13 protein-coding genes are annotated in these 18,515 nt (G+C 57.6%); 5 read left to right on the top strand and 8 right to left on the bottom strand.

The features are described from left to right. Positions 1-9 precede the first annotated feature (9 nt). On the top strand, positions 10-768 hold the full coding sequence (locus UTM25_RS17380; protein WP_008503060.1) for a DeoR/GlpR family transcriptional regulator: 759 nt from the start codon (positions 10-12) through the stop codon (positions 766-768). 98 nt (positions 769-866) lie between these two features. On the opposite strand, the gene malT is transcribed toward UTM25_RS17380, so the two are convergent. Further along, entirely contained in the window at positions 867-3,572 is a 2,706-nt protein-coding gene (gene malT, locus UTM25_RS17375; protein ID WP_194401404.1) for an HTH-type transcriptional regulator MalT, read from the bottom strand. Positions 3,573-4,158: 586 nt separating this feature from the next. Between malT and malP the strand changes: the two genes are divergently transcribed. Both malP and malQ read left to right on the top strand, forming a co-directional pair. Continuing rightward, complete coding sequence (malP, locus tag UTM25_RS17370) at positions 4,159-6,552, top strand: maltodextrin phosphorylase (protein ID WP_194401405.1); 2,394 nt, start codon at positions 4,159-4,161, stop codon at positions 6,550-6,552. Positions 6,553-6,561: 9 nt separating this feature from the next. Beyond that, the gene (gene malQ, locus UTM25_RS17365; RefSeq protein ID WP_194401406.1) at positions 6,562-8,643 is read left to right on the top strand and encodes a 4-alpha-glucanotransferase; all 2,082 of its coding nucleotides are present in this window, start codon (positions 6,562-6,564) and stop codon (positions 8,641-8,643) included. Positions 8,644-8,729: 86 nt separating this feature from the next. On the opposite strand, the gene gntT is transcribed toward malQ, so the two are convergent. The 3 genes from gntT to gntX form a co-directional block, all read right to left on the bottom strand. Beyond that, positions 8,730-10,046, bottom strand: a complete 1,317-nt coding sequence (gene gntT, locus UTM25_RS17360) for a gluconate transporter (protein ID WP_039263070.1) — start codon at positions 10,044-10,046, stop codon at positions 8,730-8,732. Positions 10,047-10,431: 385 nt separating this feature from the next. Beyond that, the gene (gene nfuA / locus UTM25_RS17355; protein ID WP_008503055.1) at positions 10,432-11,007 is read right to left on the bottom strand and encodes a Fe-S biogenesis protein NfuA; all 576 of its coding nucleotides are present in this window, start codon (positions 11,005-11,007) and stop codon (positions 10,432-10,434) included. A gap of 61 nt (positions 11,008-11,068) precedes the next feature. Next, the gene (gene gntX / locus UTM25_RS17350) at positions 11,069-11,752 is read right to left on the bottom strand and encodes a DNA utilization protein GntX (RefSeq protein ID WP_194401407.1); all 684 of its coding nucleotides are present in this window, start codon (positions 11,750-11,752) and stop codon (positions 11,069-11,071) included. A 36-nt stretch (positions 11,753-11,788) separates the two neighbouring features. On the opposite strand from gntX, the gene bioH reads away from it, so the two are divergent. Beyond that, complete coding sequence (bioH, locus tag UTM25_RS17345) at positions 11,789-12,562, top strand: pimeloyl-ACP methyl ester esterase BioH (RefSeq protein ID WP_194401408.1); 774 nt, start codon at positions 11,789-11,791, stop codon at positions 12,560-12,562. 111 nt (positions 12,563-12,673) lie between these two features. Beyond that, entirely contained in the window at positions 12,674-12,943 is a 270-nt protein-coding gene (locus UTM25_RS17340; RefSeq protein ID WP_023309499.1) for a YdgH/BhsA/McbA-like domain containing protein, read from the top strand. Between the two features lie 33 nt (positions 12,944-12,976). On the opposite strand, the gene feoC is transcribed toward UTM25_RS17340, so the two are convergent. The 4 genes from feoC to UTM25_RS17320 form a co-directional block, all read right to left on the bottom strand. Beyond that, positions 12,977-13,213 (bottom strand): [Fe-S]-dependent transcriptional repressor FeoC, encoded by a 237-nt coding sequence (gene feoC, locus UTM25_RS17335; RefSeq protein WP_194401409.1) that lies wholly within the window; start codon positions 13,211-13,213, stop codon positions 12,977-12,979. A 10-nt stretch (positions 13,214-13,223) separates the two neighbouring features. Next, entirely contained in the window at positions 13,224-15,542 is a 2,319-nt protein-coding gene (gene feoB / locus UTM25_RS17330; RefSeq protein ID WP_194401410.1) for a Fe(2+) transporter permease subunit FeoB, read from the bottom strand. 30 nt (positions 15,543-15,572) lie between these two features. Further along, on the bottom strand, positions 15,573-15,800 hold the full coding sequence (gene feoA / locus UTM25_RS17325; protein WP_008503050.1) for a ferrous iron transporter A: 228 nt from the start codon (positions 15,798-15,800) through the stop codon (positions 15,573-15,575). Positions 15,801-16,102: 302 nt separating this feature from the next. Continuing rightward, a complete protein-coding gene (locus UTM25_RS17320) occupies positions 16,103-18,433 on the bottom strand; it encodes a Tex family protein (protein WP_045403361.1) in 2,331 nt (776 codons plus the stop codon). Positions 18,434-18,515: the final 82 nt, after the last annotated feature.

Below are 18,515 nucleotides of genomic sequence, written 5' to 3'. Positions count from 1 at the left end.
GGATAATTGATGAAACAAACACAACGTCATGACGCCATTATCGAACTGGTAAAAAAACAGGGATACGTCAGCACCGAAGAGCTGGTGGAGCAGTTTGCCGTCAGCCCACAAACCATCCGTCGTGACCTGAACGACCTGGCCGATCAGAACCGCATTCTTCGCCACCACGGCGGCGCGGCGCTGCCGTCCAGTTCGGTTAACACCTCCTGGCACGACCGCAAAGCCACGCAGACGGCAGAGAAAGAGCGGATTGCCCGCAAGGTCGCCAGCCAGATCCCGAACGGGGCGACGCTGTTTATTGATATCGGCACCACGCCGGAAGCGGTCGCCCATGCGCTGCTGGATCACGAGAACCTGCGCGTGGTCACGAACAACCTGAACGTGGCCAATACCCTGATGCAGAAAGACGACTTCCGCATCATCCTCGCGGGCGGCGAACTGCGCAGCCGCGACGGCGGGATTATCGGCGAAGCGACCCTCGATTTTATCTCTCAGTTCCGCCTCGACTTCGGTATTCTCGGGATCAGCGGCATCGACAGCGACGGCTCGCTGCTGGAGTTTGACTATCACGAGGTGCGCACCAAGCGCGCGATTATTGAGAACTCACGCCACGTGATGCTGGTGGTGGACCATTCGAAGTTTGGCCGTAACGCAATGGTAAACATGGGCAGCATCAGCATGGTGGATGCGGTCTACACCGACGTGATGCCGCCAGCGGGCGTGATGCAGGTGATTAAAGATAATAATTTGCAGCTGGAATTGTGCTAGGACTTGTGCCGGGTGGCGCTGCGTTCACCCGACCTACAAAACTTTCGCCCTCTCCCTGTGGGAGAGGGCCGGGGTGAGGGCATCAGGCCGCACAAAACCTAAACGCCATACCCCATCATCTTCAACAGCTGCTGCGCATGCTGTACCGCATCCTGACGATGCGCCACGCCCAGCTTCTGATACAGATTGCGGATATGCGTTTTGATGGTGGTCGCCGCCACCGCCAGCTCGCCGGCAATCTGCTCGTTGCTGTAGCCTGAATAGATCAGCCCCAGAACCTGCCATTCGCGCTGCGTGAGCGGGCTGGTGCGGATAAGCTCCGGCACTTCCGGGTGGTTCAGCAGACGTTCAACGAAGTTCTCATCAAAATGCGCAAACTTGTGCCGATGATGCTGGTTTATCTCGCGCAGAATGCGCTGGGCGCGATGCTGATCCAGCTCCGGCAGCGTGTTGAGCTGAATAAGCTGACGCAGCTGCTGCGCCATCACTTCACCTTCAATCACAAAGTGGCTGATAAACCCGGTGCGGTTAGCCAGCTGCAGCGCTTCCAGCAGCACGCGCTGGGCATCGTTTTTACGACCCGCCTGCCAGTAAAGCTGGTTCAGCAGCAGCAGGTTACGGTTCAGGTCGCTCATCAGACGCAGGCTGCGCGCGTTCTCGTTCAGCTCTTCCAGCACAATCTCTGCGGGCTCTAAATCACCGAGCAGGATCTGCGCGCGGGCAATGTTGCGCCACTGGCTCTGCAGGAAGTGGTTGTTAGCAAATTCCGGTTTTGGCGTCTGGCGCAGCCAGTTAGCGGCGGATTTTTTATCGGCGGTCATCTGCCAGTAAATCACCCGGACCTTATCGGCGTTAGAGACCCAGTCGCTATGATACTGACCGTTGCCGAGCAGGTTCTCCAGGCGGTTCAGATGGTTGCGGGCGTTATCGAGATCGCCGCGCGCCAGCGAGCACTGCACCAGCAGCGCCAGGCACTGCAGCTGCTGCTGAGGCTGGAAGCTGGAAAGGACATCCACACCCTGGCGGGCGCAGCTTTCCGCTTCATCCAGACGCGACCAGGCCCACAGCAGCTGAGCGCGAATACGCAACAGGAACTCGTGCATCGGCAGCTGTTCCAGATGCTGTTCACGAATCAGCTGGAACGCTTTTTCCTGGTTTTCCCAGGCGGCCTGCAGGAACCCCTGTGCGAATAAAATCTCGCTCTGTTGGATCAGGCTCCACAGCGCGTAATGCCAGACATCATGACGACGCGCCATCTGTTCGGTTTGCTGCATCAGTGAAAGCGAACGCGTGAGGTCGCCTTTGCAGTGCAGCACTTCACCGTGCACCGAGGTCGCAACGATGCGGCTGTAGAAGTTAGCCAGCGGCAGTTCATCCAGCGCGACCATCGCCAGCCGTTCAGCTTCGTCCGGGTCGCCGTCGTTAATGGCCACCTGAGCGCGCAGCGCGTTAAATTCGCCGTGCAGGGTGGTATCCATTTCGCTTTCCATCTCCTGCTCGGCGCGTGCCAGCAGGGTGTTCACTTCGCTGTAGCGGTGCTGGCTCTGCATCAGCCAGGCCTGCAGCAGCACCAGACGCGGATTCTCCAGCAGGCTTTCCCACGGCAGGGCTTTGAGAGATTCTTCCAGCAGCGTCAGCTCGCTGTGGTTAAACAGGCCCCACGCATGGTTGAGGAGGATATCGCGCAGCATGCTGGCATCACCGGCGGCCAGCGCGTGGTGGATGGCCTCGCTCGGGAAGCCTTGCGCCATCCAGCTTTCGGCAGCGGCGCGGTGGATCTCCGGCAGTTCAACCGCCAGTTCCCACTGACAGCGCTGGCGCAGGAAACTGCCAAACAGCGGGTGATAGCTAAACCACTCGCCGGGATCGTCCATGCGCGTCAGGAAAAGGCCCTGACGTTCAATCTCTTCGAGCTGCAGCTGACCGTTTTCACATCCCGTCACGCGCACGATGAGCGCATCGTTCATGGAGCGCAGCAGAGAGCTTTTCAGCAGGAAATTACGCGTCGAGGGATCGACGCTGTCCAGCACCTCATCCACCAGGTAGTCAGAAAGGTGGCTGGCGTTGATGCCCGCCAGACGCCGCGCAGACTGATGCGCCGGACTGTTGTTTTGTCGGGCAGAGAGCGCGATAAGCTGCAGCGCCGTGGCCCAGCCGGCAACGTCATCACACAGACGGCTGCTTTCGGCGGCCTCAATCGGTGATGTTAGGCGGCAGTCAAAGAACTGCTTCGCTTCCTGGTGGGTAAAGGCCAGCTGCTGGCTGCCCACTTCCAGAAGCTGATCGCGCACGCGCAGGTTGGCAATGCCCAGCTGCGGCAGGTTGCGTGACAGCACGACTAAGGTCAGGTTTTCCGGCTGATGGCGCAGGAAGAAACGCATCGATTCATGAATCACCGGATTTGTGATGAGATGGTAATCATCAATCACCACGTAAAGCGGGCGATGCCATTCGGCCAGTTCGATAAACAGCTGAGAGAAAAGGGAGGACAGGCTGGCGTACTGGCGCTTTTGCACCATCACCTCACTGGCGACGCAGTGTCCATGGGTGGCTTGCTGTATGGCGGCAATCAGATAGCTGGCAAAACGCTCTTGCTGGTTATCGCCCTCGTCGAGGGAGTACCAGCCAAGATCGCTTTTACCCGCGGCCCATTGCGAAATGAGCGTTGTTTTTCCATAGCCTGCAGGACTCGTAACCAGCGCCAGTCGGAAATTATGCGCGCCGGAAAGTTTAGCCAACAGACGCTCGCGGACCACTGTATGGTCAAGACGAACCGGGCGACTTAATTTAGACGGAATCAACATAGGTTTCACTTCACTGTGGGGAACGAGAGATTTTATTTTTTTTGCGCTTCGTAATTAATACGATATAAGGTCGAACAGAAAGAGAACTATTGCAAGTTATGTCTGGGTTTTGTGGTTCTGAATTTGCACTCTGTCACAAAACATTCAGGCAAATGTTGGAACTTTCTCGAAAGGGGCTTAACGCCGCGTCACTACTGGCTTGTCTGTATACATTGCCGCTGCGCTGAAACTGGTTTCAGAAAGGTATAGTGACGTCAAATTTAATAAAGTGCTGGTAAAGTTGAGTGAGAGTAATAGTCTCCGGAGATGTAACCCGATGACTAAATTATTATTCTACGTAAGTAATCATTTCAGAACGGATTAATCTCACCCGAAACTGCATTTCATTTCTTTGACATTCTCCCCGGTTACTTTTTTATCTTCCGGGCACACTCGAACTATGCTCTGAGAGTGGCCTCGATCACACTTTTATGCTCATCCCCGCTACTCCTCCCTGTCTAATCCCCCACAGGAGGAGGAAGAGGGGAAATGAGCCAGGCACACTAGCGCCAACTTGTGTTTTCTTTCTAAAGGATGCCGATCCCCTATGTCACAGCCTACCTTCAACAAAGCTCAATTCCAGGCTGCCCTGACGCGTCAGTGGCAGCGTTTTGGCCTTCATGCTGCAAACGAAATGACGCCTCACCAGTGGTGGCAGGCCGTGAGCGGTGCGCTCGCAGAGCAGCTGGATGCTCAACCGGTGGCAAAGCCTGTTAAAGGCCAGCGTCACGTGAACTATATCTCGATGGAATTCCTGATTGGCCGTCTGACGAGCAACAACCTTTTGAACCTTGGCTGGTATCAGGACGTCGGTGACGTCCTCAAAGAACACGACATTAGCCTGACTGACCTGCTCGAAGAAGAGATTGACCCGGCGCTGGGCAACGGCGGCCTGGGACGTCTGGCAGCCTGTTTCCTTGACTCCATGGCGACCGTCGGCCAGTCGGCGATCGGCTATGGTCTGAACTACCAGTATGGCCTGTTCCGGCAGTCGTTTGCCGATGGCCATCAGATGGAAGCGCCGGACGACTGGCATCGCAATACCTATCCGTGGTTCCGCCATAACGCGCAGCTGGATGTGCAGGTCGGCATTGGCGGGAAAGTGACAAAGCAGGGGCTCTGGGAACCGGCGTTCATCATTACCGGTGAAGCCTGGGATCTGCCAGTGCTCGGCTACCGTAACGGCGTGGCGCAGCCGCTGCGTCTGTGGCAGGCGAAGCACGCGCATCCGTTTAACCTGACCAAATTTAACGACGGCGATTTCCTGCGCGCCGAGCAGCAGGGCATCGACGCCGAGAAGCTGACTAAAGTCCTCTACCCGAATGACAACCACCTGGCCGGTAAAAAGCTGCGCCTGATGCAGCAGTACTTCCAGTGCGCCTGTTCCGTGGCGGACATTCTGCGTCGCCATCACCTGGCGGGCCGCAAGCTGGCGCAGCTGCCGGACTTCGAAGTGATTCAGCTCAATGACACGCACCCGACCATTGCGATCCCGGAACTGCTGCGCGTGCTGATCGACGAGCATCAGCTGAGCTGGGACGACGCCTGGGCCATCACCAGCCGTACCTTCGCCTACACCAACCACACTCTGATGCCAGAGGCGCTCGAGTGCTGGGATGAAAAGCTGGTGAAAACGCTGCTGCCGCGCCACATGCAGATCATCAACAAGATTAACGACCAGTTTAAAACCCTGGTGGATAAAACCTGGCCAGGCAACAAAGCGGTCTGGGCGAAGCTGGCGGTGGTTCACGATAAGCAGGTGCGCATGGCGAACATGTGCGTGGTCAGCGGCTTTGCGGTGAACGGCGTGGCGGCGCTGCACTCGGATCTGGTGGTCAAAGATCTCTTCCCGGAATACCACCAGCTTTGGCCGACCAAATTCCACAACGTGACCAACGGCATCACGCCGCGTCGCTGGATCAAGCAGTGCAACCCGCTGCTGGCCGGTCTGCTGGATAAGACCCTGAAGAAAGAGTGGGCCAACGATCTGGACCAGCTCATCAACCTGGAAAAATACGCTGACGACGCGAAGTTCCGCGAGCAGTACCGTGCGATCAAGCTGGAGAACAAGGTTCGCCTGGCGGAGTTTGTGAAAGTGCGTACCGGGATTGAGATCAACCCGAATGCCATTTTCGACATTCAGATCAAACGTCTGCACGAGTACAAACGCCAGCACCTGAACCTGCTGCATATTCTGGCGCTGTACAAAGAGATCCGCGAGAACCCGCAGGCCGACCGCGTGCCGCGCGTGTTCCTGTTCGGTGCGAAAGCGGCGCCGGGCTACTACCTGGCGAAAAACATTATCCTCGCCATCAATAAAGTGGCGGCGGCGATCAACAGCGATCCGAAAGTGGGCGACAAGCTGAAGGTGGTGTTCCTGCCGGACTACTGCGTCTCGGCGGCTGAAATGCTGATCCCGGCGGCGGATATTTCCGAGCAGATCTCTACCGCAGGTAAAGAAGCGTCCGGTACCGGCAACATGAAGCTGGCGCTGAACGGCGCGCTGACCGTCGGTACGCTCGACGGGGCCAACGTCGAAATCGCCGAGAAGGTGGGTGAAGAGAACATCTTTATTTTCGGCCACACCGTGGAAGAGGTGAAAGCCATCAAGGCTAAAGGCTATGACCCGGTGAAATGGCGTAAGAAAGACAAAGTGCTCGACGCGGTGCTGAAGGAGCTGGAAAGCGGTAAATACAGCGACGGCGACAAGCACGCGTTTGACCAGATGCTGCACAGCATGGACAAACACGGCGGTGACCCGTATCTGGTGATGGCGGACTTCACGGCCTACGTTGAAGCGCAAAAGCAGGTCGACGTGCTGTATCGCGACCAGGAAGCCTGGACCCGCGCGTGCATTCTGAACACCGCCCGCTGCGGTATGTTCAGCTCTGACCGTTCAATCCGTGATTATCAGGCCCGTATCTGGCAGGCAAAACGCTAAGGAAGCGCGATGGAGAGTAAACGTCTGGACAGCGCCGCGCAGGCGGCGGGAATCAGCCTCAGTTACATTAATGCTCACGGCAAACCGCAGTCTATTGGCGCCGACACCAAAAGACGTTTGCTGGATGCCATGCACAAAACCGACGCGAAAGCGTCGGTTGCGCCGGTGCCGAACGTGAAGGTATTCACCGCAGGCAAAAAGATGCCGCTGGCGGTGGAGGGGCGCGGCGAGTTTAGCTGGCTGCTGACCACCGAAGAGGGGCATCAGCACAAAGGCCACGCCACCGGCGGCAAAACGTTAAACCTTCCGGCGAAGCTGCCGGAGGGGTATCACACCCTAACGCTCACCCAGGATGACCAGCGCTTCCACTGCCGGGTAATCGTCGCGCCAAAACGCTGCTACGAGCCACAGGCGCTGCTTGAAGGTAAAAAGCTGTGGGGCGCCTGCGTGCAGCTCTATACCCTGCGCTCCGACAGCAACTGGGGCATCGGTGATTTTGGCGATCTGAAAAAGATGCTGGTGGATGTGGGCGAGCGCGGCGGCGCGTTTATTGGCCTCAACCCGATCCACGCGCTCTATCCGGCCAACCCGGAGAGCGCCAGCCCGTATAGCCCGTCTTCCCGCCGCTGGCTGAACGTGATTTATATCGACGTTAACGCGTTAGATGACTTCAAAAACAGCAAAGAGGCGCAGGCGTGGTGGAAACTCAGCACCACGCAGCAGGCTCTCAAGCAGGCGCGCGACGCGGACTGGGTGGACTATTCCACCGTCACGGCGCTGAAAATGGCCGCGCTGCGTCTGGCGTGGAAAGGCTTTTCGCAGCGCGATGACGAGCAGATGGCCACGTTCCGCCAGTTTGTAACGCAGGAGGGCGAGAGCCTGTACTGGCAGGCGGCGTTTGATGCGCTGCACGCGTATCAGGTGAAAGAGGACGAAATGCGCTGGGGCTGGCCGGTCTGGCCGGAAGCGTATCAGTCCGTCGACACGCCTGAAGTAAAAGCGTTCTGTAAAAAATATGCCGATGAAGTGGACTTCTACCTGTGGCTGCAGTGGCTGGCGTACAGCCAGTTTGCAGCCTGCTGGCAGGTGAGCCAGGGCTATAAGATGCCGATCGGCCTGTATCGCGATCTGGCCGTGGGCGTGGCGGAAGGCGGCGCGGAAACCTGGTGCGACCGTGAGCTTTACTGTCTGAAAGCCTCCGTCGGCGCGCCACCGGATATCCTTGGCCCGCTCGGCCAGAACTGGGGATTGCCGCCGATGGATCCGCACGTCATGGCGGCGCGCGCCTACGAGCCGTTCATCGACCTGCTGCGCGCGAACATGCAGAACTGCGGCGCGCTGCGTATCGACCACGTGATGTCCGTGCTGCGTCTGTGGTGGATCCCGTACGGTGAAACGGCCGATCACGGGGCGTACGTGCAGTATCCGGTTGACGATCTGCTGTCGATCCTGGCCCTGGAAAGTAAACGCCATCAGTGCATGGTGATCGGTGAAGATCTCGGTACCGTGCCGGTGGAAATTGTCAGCAAGCTCCGCGACAGCGGCGTCTACTCCTATAAAGTGCTCTATTTTGAAAACGACCATGAGAAAACCTTCCGCGCGCCGAAAGCGTACCCTGAACAGTCAATGGCAGTCGCGACGACGCATGACCTTCCTACGCTTCGTGGCTATTGGGAAAGCGGCGATCTGACGCTCGGTAAAACGCTGGGTCTGTATCCTGATGAAGAGGTTCTGCGCGGCCTGTATCAGGATCGCGAGCTCTCCAAACAGGGGCTGCTGGATGCGCTGCACAAGCAGGGCTGTCTGCCGAAACGTGCCGGACATAAGGCGTCATTGATGTCGATGACCGCGACCCTTAATCGCGGCCTGCAGCGCTATATTGCCGACAGCAACAGCGCCCTGCTGGGCCTGCAGCCGGAAGACTGGATTGATATGGCGGAGCCGGTGAACATTCCGGGGACCAGCTATCAGTACAAGAACTGGCGTCGCAAGCTGTCCACAACGCTTGAGAAGATGTTTGCCGATGATGGGGTGAACAAGCTGATTAAGGATTTGGACAAGCGTAGAAGGGCGGTGGGCAAGAAGCGGTAGTTTCACCCTCACCCTAACCCTCTCCCAGAGGGAGAGGGAATAGAATGTAGGCCGGGTAAGCGTCAGCGCCACCCGGCTTTTTTACATCAAACCACCATATTCAACAGCAGCACCCCGACCAGACCACACACCGAAATAATGGTTTCCAGCGCGGACCAGGACTTGATGGTTTCACCGATCGTCAGGTTGAAGTACTCCTTGAACAGCCAGAAGCCAGGGTCGTTAACGTGAGAGAAAATCACGCTACCGGAACCGACGGCGATAACCATCAGCTCAGGGCTTACGCCCGTGGTCGCAATCAGCGGGGCAACGATACCGCCCGCGGTGATCGCCGCAACGGTCGCAGAACCCAGCGCAATACGCAGAACCGCGGCAATAGACCAGGCCATCAGGAGCGGCGATACGTTAGTTTCATGCATCATGGCAGCGATGTATTTATCCACGCCGCTGTCGACCAGAACCTGCTTGAATGCACCGCCGCCGCCGATGATCAGGAGCATCATGGCAATGATTTTGATGGAAGAGGTCAGCGTGTCGTTGATCTGATCCATTGAACGACCGCGGTTAAGACCGAAGGTGAACATCGCGATCAGCACGGCAATCAGCGTTGCCATCACCGGGTCACCCAGGAATTCCGCAACGGACAGGAACGGATGACCTTTCGGCAGGATCATCTCTGCCACGGCGCGCATCGCCATCAGGATGACCGGTACCAGAGAGGTCCAGACGCTGACGCCAAAGCCAGGCATCTCTTCTTCGGTGAAGGTTTTGGCGCTGTACAGACCTTCCGGAATCGGCTTATCAATGCCTTTCAGGAAGCGGGCATAAACCGGGCCCGCCAGAATCACGGTAGGGATCGCCAGAATTGTACCGAACAGCAGGGTTTTACCCATATCCGCGTGGAAGATGGTTGCGATAGCGGTTGGACCCGGGTGCGGCGGCAGGAAGCCGTGGGTCACGGACAGCGCCGCAGCCATTGGCACACCGACATACAGCAGCGGGATGTTTGCCGCAGCAGCGATGGTGAACACCAGCGGCAGCATCAGCACGAAGCCCACTTCATAGAACAGCGCGAAGCCGACGGTAAAACCGGTTAATACCACCGCCCACTGGATATTCTTCTTGCCAAATTTGGCAATCAGCGTGGTGGCGATACGCTGCGCGCCACCGCAGTCTGCCAGCATTTTACCGAGCATGGCGCCGAAGCCCATGATCAGCGCCAGGCTGCCGAGCGTGCCGCCGACGCCGGCTTTGATGGAACTGATAACTTTAACCAGCGGCATACCCTGCATCAGACCGACTGCAAGTGCCACCAGAACCAGAGCGATAAATCCGTTCATTTTGAAACGGATCATCAAGAGCAGTAATAACACAACACCGATAGCAACGATGACTAGTGGCATGATTTACCTGGCCTTTGAATTGTTATGGGTAACGTCATTGTTTCAACGACAAATTCCGATTGTCCCAACTGGGAACAGAGTGTTAACGGCACTCATACTGATGCCTTCGAAACCATTAAGTTTAGTCGGCTGTTATAAGGGTGCTGAGTGCCCACGAGAATGATACGGGTAACATGACTTGATTGAGAATCACCCTGGGAGGGTAAATTTGAATTATGAGACGCAGGTCAACATATAGAGGGGGAGCGGCGGGAAAACAAAAGCCGGGTGGCGGCTTCGCCTTACCCGGCCTACGATTCGGATGCTGTGTCCAGGCATACGCGCAGGCACAGTTTTGTAGGCCCGGTAAGCGCGGCGCCACCGGGCAATACAGACGGATACTGAATTAGTAGTAAGAATGCTCGCCGCGCTGGTGTTCGGTCAGGTCACGCACGCCTTTCAGTTCCGGGAACTCGTTCAGCAGCTGCTTCTCGATCCCTTCTTTCAGCGTCACATCGACCATGGAACAGCCGTTACAGCCGCCGCCAAATTGCAGAATGGCAAAACCTTCGTCGGTGATTTCCATCAGGGAAACACGACCGCCGTGGCCCGCCAGCTGTGGGTTGATCTGGGATTGCAGCAGATACTCAACGCGCTCCATCAGCGGGGCATCGTCAGACACTTTACGCATTTTCGCGTTCGGCGCTTTCAGGGTCAGCTGAGAACCCAGCTGGTCGGTGACGAAGTCGATCTCCGCATCTTCAAGATACGGTGCGCTCAGCTCATCAACGTAGGCGGTGAGCTGCTCAAATTTAAGGGCAGTGTCAGTGGCTTCCACAGCGTCCGGAGGACAATAAGAAACACCACATTCTGCATTCGGAGTGCCTGGATTAATCACAAACACGCGGATCTGCGTCCCTTCTTCCTGATTTGCCAGCAGTTTGGCAAAGTGCGCTTGTGCAGAATCGGAAATACGGATCATAGCTTTGGCCTAATAGTTGACTAAATTACCTGGGTATAATCATACGCCCATTGAAGAAGGGCTACAAGGTACGGCACAGACACCATACCTGAACCGACGCGGCGCCGCTTCGCAAAAGCAGTCGGGAAAGTTCAGCAACGGTACTGCCCGTGGTGACGACATCATCCACAATCGCGATATGGAGACCGTCGACCGGCAATTCAAGGCGAAAGGCATTTTTGAGGTTTCTTTTGCGAAGCCGGGCGCTGAGCTGATGCTGGATGGCGGTGGCATGAACGCGTGTCAGCGCGCGGGCCTCATACCGGCAGCCGAGCCACCGCGCGAGGGGACGGCAGATCAGGTCACTCTGGTTATAGCCGCGCCGCCAGTGCCGACGCCGGTATAAGGGAACATTCACCACCATGTCAATTTTCGGCAATGCCCGGTGACGTCGCGCCTGCAAAACCGCCAGCAATAGCAGGCGGGCAAGGGGCTGTGCCAGCGAGCTCTGCCCGGAAAACTTCAGCGCATGAACCAGTCTGCTCAGCGGGGGGACATATTCATCCACGGCCACCAGCGCGCTCCACGGCGGGGATTTTTTCAGGCAGCGGCCACAGGGCAACGAGGGGTTTGTGGCCGGTAAACCACATTGTGGACAGATCCCGATATGCCATTGCAGCGATCGCGTGCAGACGGAGCATACGCCCCACCCGCTAAGCGCCAGCGGCATTTGGCATAGCCAGCACAAGCCGGGTACTGTTAGCATGTGCAACCTCCATGTGAAAAAAGAGAACAGTAACTGATGAAGACGCTGTGGTGGCAGACCGTAGGGACAGGAAATTGCCATCTTGTGCTGCTGCACGGATGGGGCCTGAACGCGGAGATATGGCATTGCATACGTGAGGAACTTGCCTCGCATTTCACGCTGCATCTGGTGGACTTACCCGGCTTTGGCCGCAGCCGCGGGTATGGCGCGTTGTCGCTTGATGTGATGGCGCAGCAGGTTCTGGACGCTGCGCCGCAAAACGCGGTTTGGCTGGGCTGGAGCCTGGGCGGGCTGGTGGCGAGCCAGATTGCGCTGTCGCGGCCTGACCGCGTAAAAGCGCTGGTGACGGTGGCGTCATCGCCCTGTTTTAGCGCGCAGGAAGAGTGGCCGGGGATCAAGCCTGACGTGCTGGCGGGCTTCCAGCAGCAGCTGAGCGACGATTTCCAGCGGACCGTAGAGCGGTTCCTGGCATTGCAGACAATGGGCACTGACACCGCGCGTAAGGATGCCCGAACGCTGAAGCAGACCGTGCTTTCTCTGCCGATGCCGGAGGTTGAGGTGCTTAACGGCGGTCTTGAGCTCCTGAAAACGGTTGACCTGCGCGAGCCGCTGGCAGCGCTGACGGTGCCGCACCTGCGTATCTACGGTTATCTCGACGGGATTGTGCCGCGCAAAGTGGTTCCGCTGCTGGATTCACTCTGGCCGGAGAGTGAATCGCAGATCATTGCCAAAGCCGCGCATGCCCCGTTTATCTCTCATCCGACGGAATTTTGTTCAGCGCTGATTGCGTTAAGTCAACGTTTAGACTGATTATTTTCTATCCCGCCTGGAAAAAGTAACACACCGCAACCATACTCCAGATGTCGTTGCGGTTGTTCTGCCTACGATAATCAAAACAACAATCCTATGGAGAGTCAGGCTATGAAACTTGTTACAGGTATTGTCACTTCTCTGGTTATTGGGTCACTGTCATTTGGCGTCTTTGCGGCAAAAGAGCTGGAAAAAGATAAAGTTGCCGGCATGAATCTGACGAAAATTGGTGAGATTTCTACGTCTGACACCACCGCGCCGATGGACGCGAGAAAAGAGCTGTCGAAGAAAGCGGATGAGCTGGGTGGAACGTACTACGTCGTCACCAGCGCTGAAAAGCAGACCAAAAACGTACGCGCAACGGCGGACGTCTACAAGTAATACGATAAAGCCGGGCAGCGATGCCCGGCTTTGTTAACGCAGCGCCCACCACTCCCTGAGGCAGGCCTTTCCTTCCGGACAGCTTTTACAACTGCCGGAGAGACAGCCGTCCGCGTCTTCCTGAATCCGCACGGCTTTCCCCATGGCTTCCAGTCTTTGCAGCATGGCATCGATCATCGGCTGCGGCGTATGCAGGCTGAGGCTCAGCTGTTTCGCCTCCATTCGCCCTTGCAGTGCCAGCAGGTCACGAACCTGAATCAACGATGCCATGGTTTACTCCTTAGTGACAGTCGCCCGCCGGGCTGCTGCAGCAGGTCGCGGCGGTTTTACGGTTTGCCAGCAGGTCGATGTCGACGCGGCTGCGCGCACGCCGCAGTAAACCGAGCACTATCACGTTAAACAGCACAACCGCGAGAATGCAGACCAGGCTGTAGCGCGGATGCTGGCTGAAGTTAACTGTTTGATAAAAGAGCGTCGACAGCGAGTACGCAATGTTTAACCCCCACAGGATGGAGAAGCCCATCCAGCCGCGGCTGGACTCGCGGGCAATCGCCCCCATCACGGAGATGCACGGAATGTAGAGCAGAACAAAGATGAGGTAGCTGTAGGCCGCGGACGCGCTGCCAAATTTCTCGCCCATCACGCCCATTGCACCCGTCGCCATTTCGCCGTCACCTTTGCTGGCCTCAATAGGGTTCGCCAGCACGCTCAGGCTGAAGGTGTCTTTCAGGCTCTGCCAGGTCTCCTCAACGGCACCCAGCAGTTCATGACCGAGATGAAACTCTGCCGGATTAAATTCCTGTTCCTGAATGTTCTCTGCGGTGTAAAGCGTGTTCAGTGTGCCGACAACCACCTCTTTCGCCATCGCACCGGTGAAAAGCCCGACGGTTGCCTGCCAGTTATCCTCATGCACGCCAATCGGTTTGAAGACCGGCGTGATGACGCGGCTGACGGAGGCGAGGGCAGAGTCGTTGATGTTATCCGCCGCCTGCCCGCTGAGGGTGAAGCTGTTCAGCGCGCTCAGGAAAATGCTGACGATGACAATCACCTTACCGGCGCGCAGCACAAAGCCCTTCAGGCGCTGCCAGGTCTGGATCGCCAGACTTTTCAGATGCGGCACGTGATACACCGGCAGCTCCATCACAAACGGCGACGCTTCACCGCGCATGATGGTGTGCTTCAGCATTAAACCGGTAAGAATAGCCATCACGATGCCCAGCACGTACAGCGAGAAGACCGCCAGCGCGCCCTGCTGGCCAAAGAAGGCTGCGGCAAAGACCGCAAAAATGGCCAGACGGGCGCCGCAGGACATAAACGGCGCCATCATGATGGTCATCAGACGCTCACGCGGCGCATCCAGGGTGCGCGCGCCCATCACCGACGGTACGTTACAGCCGAAGCCGACAATCAGCGGGACGAAGGATTTACCCGGCAGACCCAGCGCCTGCATCAGACGATCCATCACGAACGCGGCGCGCGCCATGTAGCCGGAATCTTCCAGGAACGAGAGGAACAGATACATCATGCCGATCTGCGGCACCAGAGGCAGAACGGTGTTGATACCGCCGCCGATCCCCTGTGCGAGGAAGATGGTTAACCATTCGGGGAAGTGGAGGGTGTAACCTACCCACTGAATTCCGTGGACGAAGACCGCGACGGAACCGGCGTCGAAAATGGGCTGGAGGGCGCCGCCGATGTTAATGGCGAGCAGGAACATCACGTACATCACCAGCAGGAAGATGGGCAAACCGAGGAAGCGGTTAAGCACAATCTTATCTACCGCCGCCGTAAAGCGGCTGGGCTCTGCCGTCAGGGCGTTGCTGACAACATCGCAAATCGAGGCGATGGCCTGGTAACGCGCATCGGCGATGTGCAGCGCCGGGTCGTCCAGCTCGTCGCTAAGACGAGCCACCGTCGCGTCCAGCTTATCAGCCGCATGCCCGGCGTAAGCGCGGCTGTAAATATCCCCTTCCAGCATCTGCAGGCCAAGCCACAGGCGCTGTTTCGCAGGCATGCTTTTGTCCATCTCCTGCGCAAGCACATTGGCTTCGCGCAGGAGAGGCTGCGCGTAATGCACCAGCTCAATGTCATGATTTCCCTGGTGACGGTCAATGGCCAGCTTCAGCGCATCAATACCGCGAGCGCGCGTCGAGACCAGCGGAACGACCGGGCATCCCAGGCGCGCGGAGAGGGCATCGACGTCGATACGCAGCTTTTGTTTCTCCGCAATGTCGAGCATGTTGAGCGCTACAATGCAGGGGATCCCCAGCTCCAGCAGCTGCAGCGTCAGATAAAGGTTACGCTCGAGATTGGAAGCGTCGACCACGTTGATCAGCAGGTCCGCGTCGCCGCCAAGAATATAGTGGCAGGCAATCTGCTCATCGAGCGAGGTTTGCGACGAAATGGTGGTTAACGAGTAGGTGCCGGGAAGGTCAACCAGCGTCACCTGGTTGTCTGTTGTCGTGAACTGGCCCTCTTTACGCTCAACCGTCACGCCCGCCCAGTTACCCACGCGCTGGCGGGCTCCGGTCAGCTGGTTAAAAAGCGTAGTCTTGCCGGAATTAGGATTGCCAATTAAGCCAATAGTTAACTTTTTCATTTTTTTAGACTCACTGAAACCGCTGGCTTGTTATCGGGATAAGGCTTCGACTTCTATTAACGCGAGGTCTTTCTTACGCAGTACCAGATTCACGCGGCGGGTTTCGATGTGAACCGGATCGCCCAGCGGGGCCACGCGCACGACCTGGAATGACGAGCCGGGAAGCATGCCCAGCGACAGCAGCTTTTGCCGATAGGCCGGGCTAATTTCGCGGGTAAAACCGGTAATCTTCCATGCACTGTCTGGAGTGAATTGCATAACGCCTGATTCCACGAAAGGTTAAATTATCTACTATGGGATGATAATGAGAATAGTTTTTATCAGCAATATTAAAACTGTGACGGAATGTTGTTTGCGGTATTAATTTACGGCCTGTTTGACCTGGCTCAATATTTGCTGAATGGCCTGGAAAACGAAAAGGGGAGTATTTGTTAACGGGGTGATAATTGGAGGTTTAAATATGGCTATGCAATCGGTTTCATATATTTCGGTATAATTTGTCCCCTCACCCCGGTCCTCTCCCCTTTGGGGAGAGAGTTAGGGTGAGGGAATTTACAACCTTAGCGTTTCTTACCCATCGCTGCCGCCAGCGCATCCATCATCGCGCTGTTGCCTGCAGGCTGAGCATCACGTCCGCGCGGTTTTGCCGCTTTCGCGGCCGGGCGCTGCTGCTCGCGGCCACCGCCATTGCCGCCGCGGCGCGCGCTGGTGTCGCCCGGCTGTTCGTCCAGACGCATGGTCAGCGCGATACGCTTGCGCTGCAGATCCACTTCCAGCACTTTGACCTTCACGATGTCACCCGCTTTAACCACGGTGTGCGGGTCTTCAACGAACTTGTCGGCGAGGGATGAGATATGCACCAGGCCGTCCTGATGCACGCCGATATCCACAAACGCGCCAAAGTTGGTGACGTTGGTCACCGCGCCCTCCAGCACCATGCCGGGCAGCAGGTCGTTCATGGTTTCCACGCCGTCAGCAAAGGTCGCCGTTTTGAACTCAGGGCGCGGGTCGCGGCCCGGCTTTTCCAGCTCTTTGATGATGTCGGTGACGGTAGGAACACCAAATTTGTCGTCGGTGAAATCAACGGCTTTCAGGTTGCGCAGGGCGCTGCTGTCACCCATGAGATCTTTCAGCGCCTGCTGGGTGGCGGCCAGAATGCGTTCCACCACAGGGTACGCTTCAGGGTGAACGGTAGAGGCATCCAGCGGGTTATCGCCGTGGTTGATGCGCAGGAAGCCCGCACACTGCTCAAAGGCTTTTGGCCCCAGACGGCTCACTTTCAGCAGCTGCTGACGATTCTGAAACTGGCCGTTCTCATCACGCCAGGCGACGATGTTCTGCGCCATCATGCGGGTTAAGCCCGCCACGCGGGTCAGCAGGGGAACGGAGGCGGTGTTCAGGTCAACGCCAACGGCGTTTACGCAGTCTTCCACCACCGCATCCAGCTTACGCGCCAGCTGAGTCTGGCTCACGTCGTGCTGATACTGGCCCACGCCGATGGATTTCGGGTCGATCTTCACCAGCTCCGCCAGCGGATCCTGCAGGCGGCGTGCAATAGAAACCGCACCGCGCAGGGACACGTCCAGGTCCGGGAACTCCTGGGCCGCCAGCTCGGAGGCGGAATAGACGGATGCCCCCGCTTCGCTGACGATCACTTTCTGCGCCGTCACTTTCGGGAACTGCTTCTGCACGTCGAGGTAGAAACGCTCGGTTTCGCGTGAGGCCGTACCGTTGCCGATGGCAACCAGCTCCACGTTGTATTTTTCGCACAGCGCCGCTACCACGACGGCCGCTTTCGCTGCCTGGCCGGTGTGCGGATAGATGGTATCGGTCGCCACCAGCTTGCCGGTGCCGTCAACCACAGCGACCTTCACACCGGTACGCAGGCCCGGATCGAGACCCATGGTCGCGCGCAGGCCGGCAGGGGCGGCCATCAGCAGGTCGTGCAGGTTACGGGCGAAGACGTTAATCGCTTCATCTTCGGCGCGCTCGCGCACGGTGCCCATCAGCTCGGTTTCGAGGTGCATCAGCACCTTGATGCGCCAGGTCCAGCTCACTACGCCTTTGCGCCAGCTGTCCGCCGGGGCGTTATTCAGGCGCAGGCCGAGATGGTCGATAATGATCTGCTCGCAGTGGCTCTCTTTCGGCGGTTCGTCAAACTGCGGGTCGGCGTTCAGGGAGAGCTGGAGCACGCCTTCGTTGCGGCCGCGGAACATCGCCAGCGCGCGGTGTGAAGGGGCGGTAGAAATCGGTTCGTGGTGATCGAAGTAGTCGCGGAATTTCGCGCCTTCTTCCTCTTTACCCGCGACGACGGTAGAGACGATGTGGGCATTCTTCCACAGGTAATCACGCACTTTAGCGAGCAGGGCGGCGTCTTCGGCGAAGCGCTCCATCAGAATGTAGCGCGCGCCGTCGAGGGCGGCCTTGGTGTCCGCTACGCCTTTGTCGGCGTCGATGAATTTCGCCGCTTCGGTTTCCGGGTCGTGGGACGGCTCGTTCCACAGCAGGTCGGCCAGCGGCTCAAGACCCGCTTCAATCGCAATCTGCCCGCGCGTGCGGCGCTTCGGTTTGTACGGCAGATAGAGATCTTCGAGTTCGGTTTTGCTCAGGGTGCCGTTGATGGCGCTTTCCAGCTCGCTGGTCAGCTTGCCCTGTTCGCCGATGGATTTAAGGATCGCCTGACGACGTTCTTCCAGTTCACGCAGATAGCCCAGACGGGTCTCCAGGTTACGCAGTTGCGTGTCATCCAGACCGCCGGTGACTTCCTTACGATAGCGTGCAATAAACGGCACGGTGTTCCCTTCATCAAGCAGGCGAACGGCAGCTTCTACCTGTTCGGCTCTGGCCTGAATATCACCCGCAATAATGCGGCAGAGCGAATCTTTCATCATGGCTTTATCATCTGTTGAGTCGAAAAAATCAGGGGATAGTTATACGGGCTGACACGGCAAAATGCCAGCCGGGGAGGGCGCT

It is taken from the genome of Enterobacter sp. 61D5 (genome assembly GCF_034107965.1).
Taxonomy (GTDB): domain Bacteria; phylum Pseudomonadota; class Gammaproteobacteria; order Enterobacterales; family Enterobacteriaceae; genus Enterobacter; species Enterobacter cloacae_M.
This window is presented reverse-complemented; position numbering and strand designations above follow the sequence as displayed.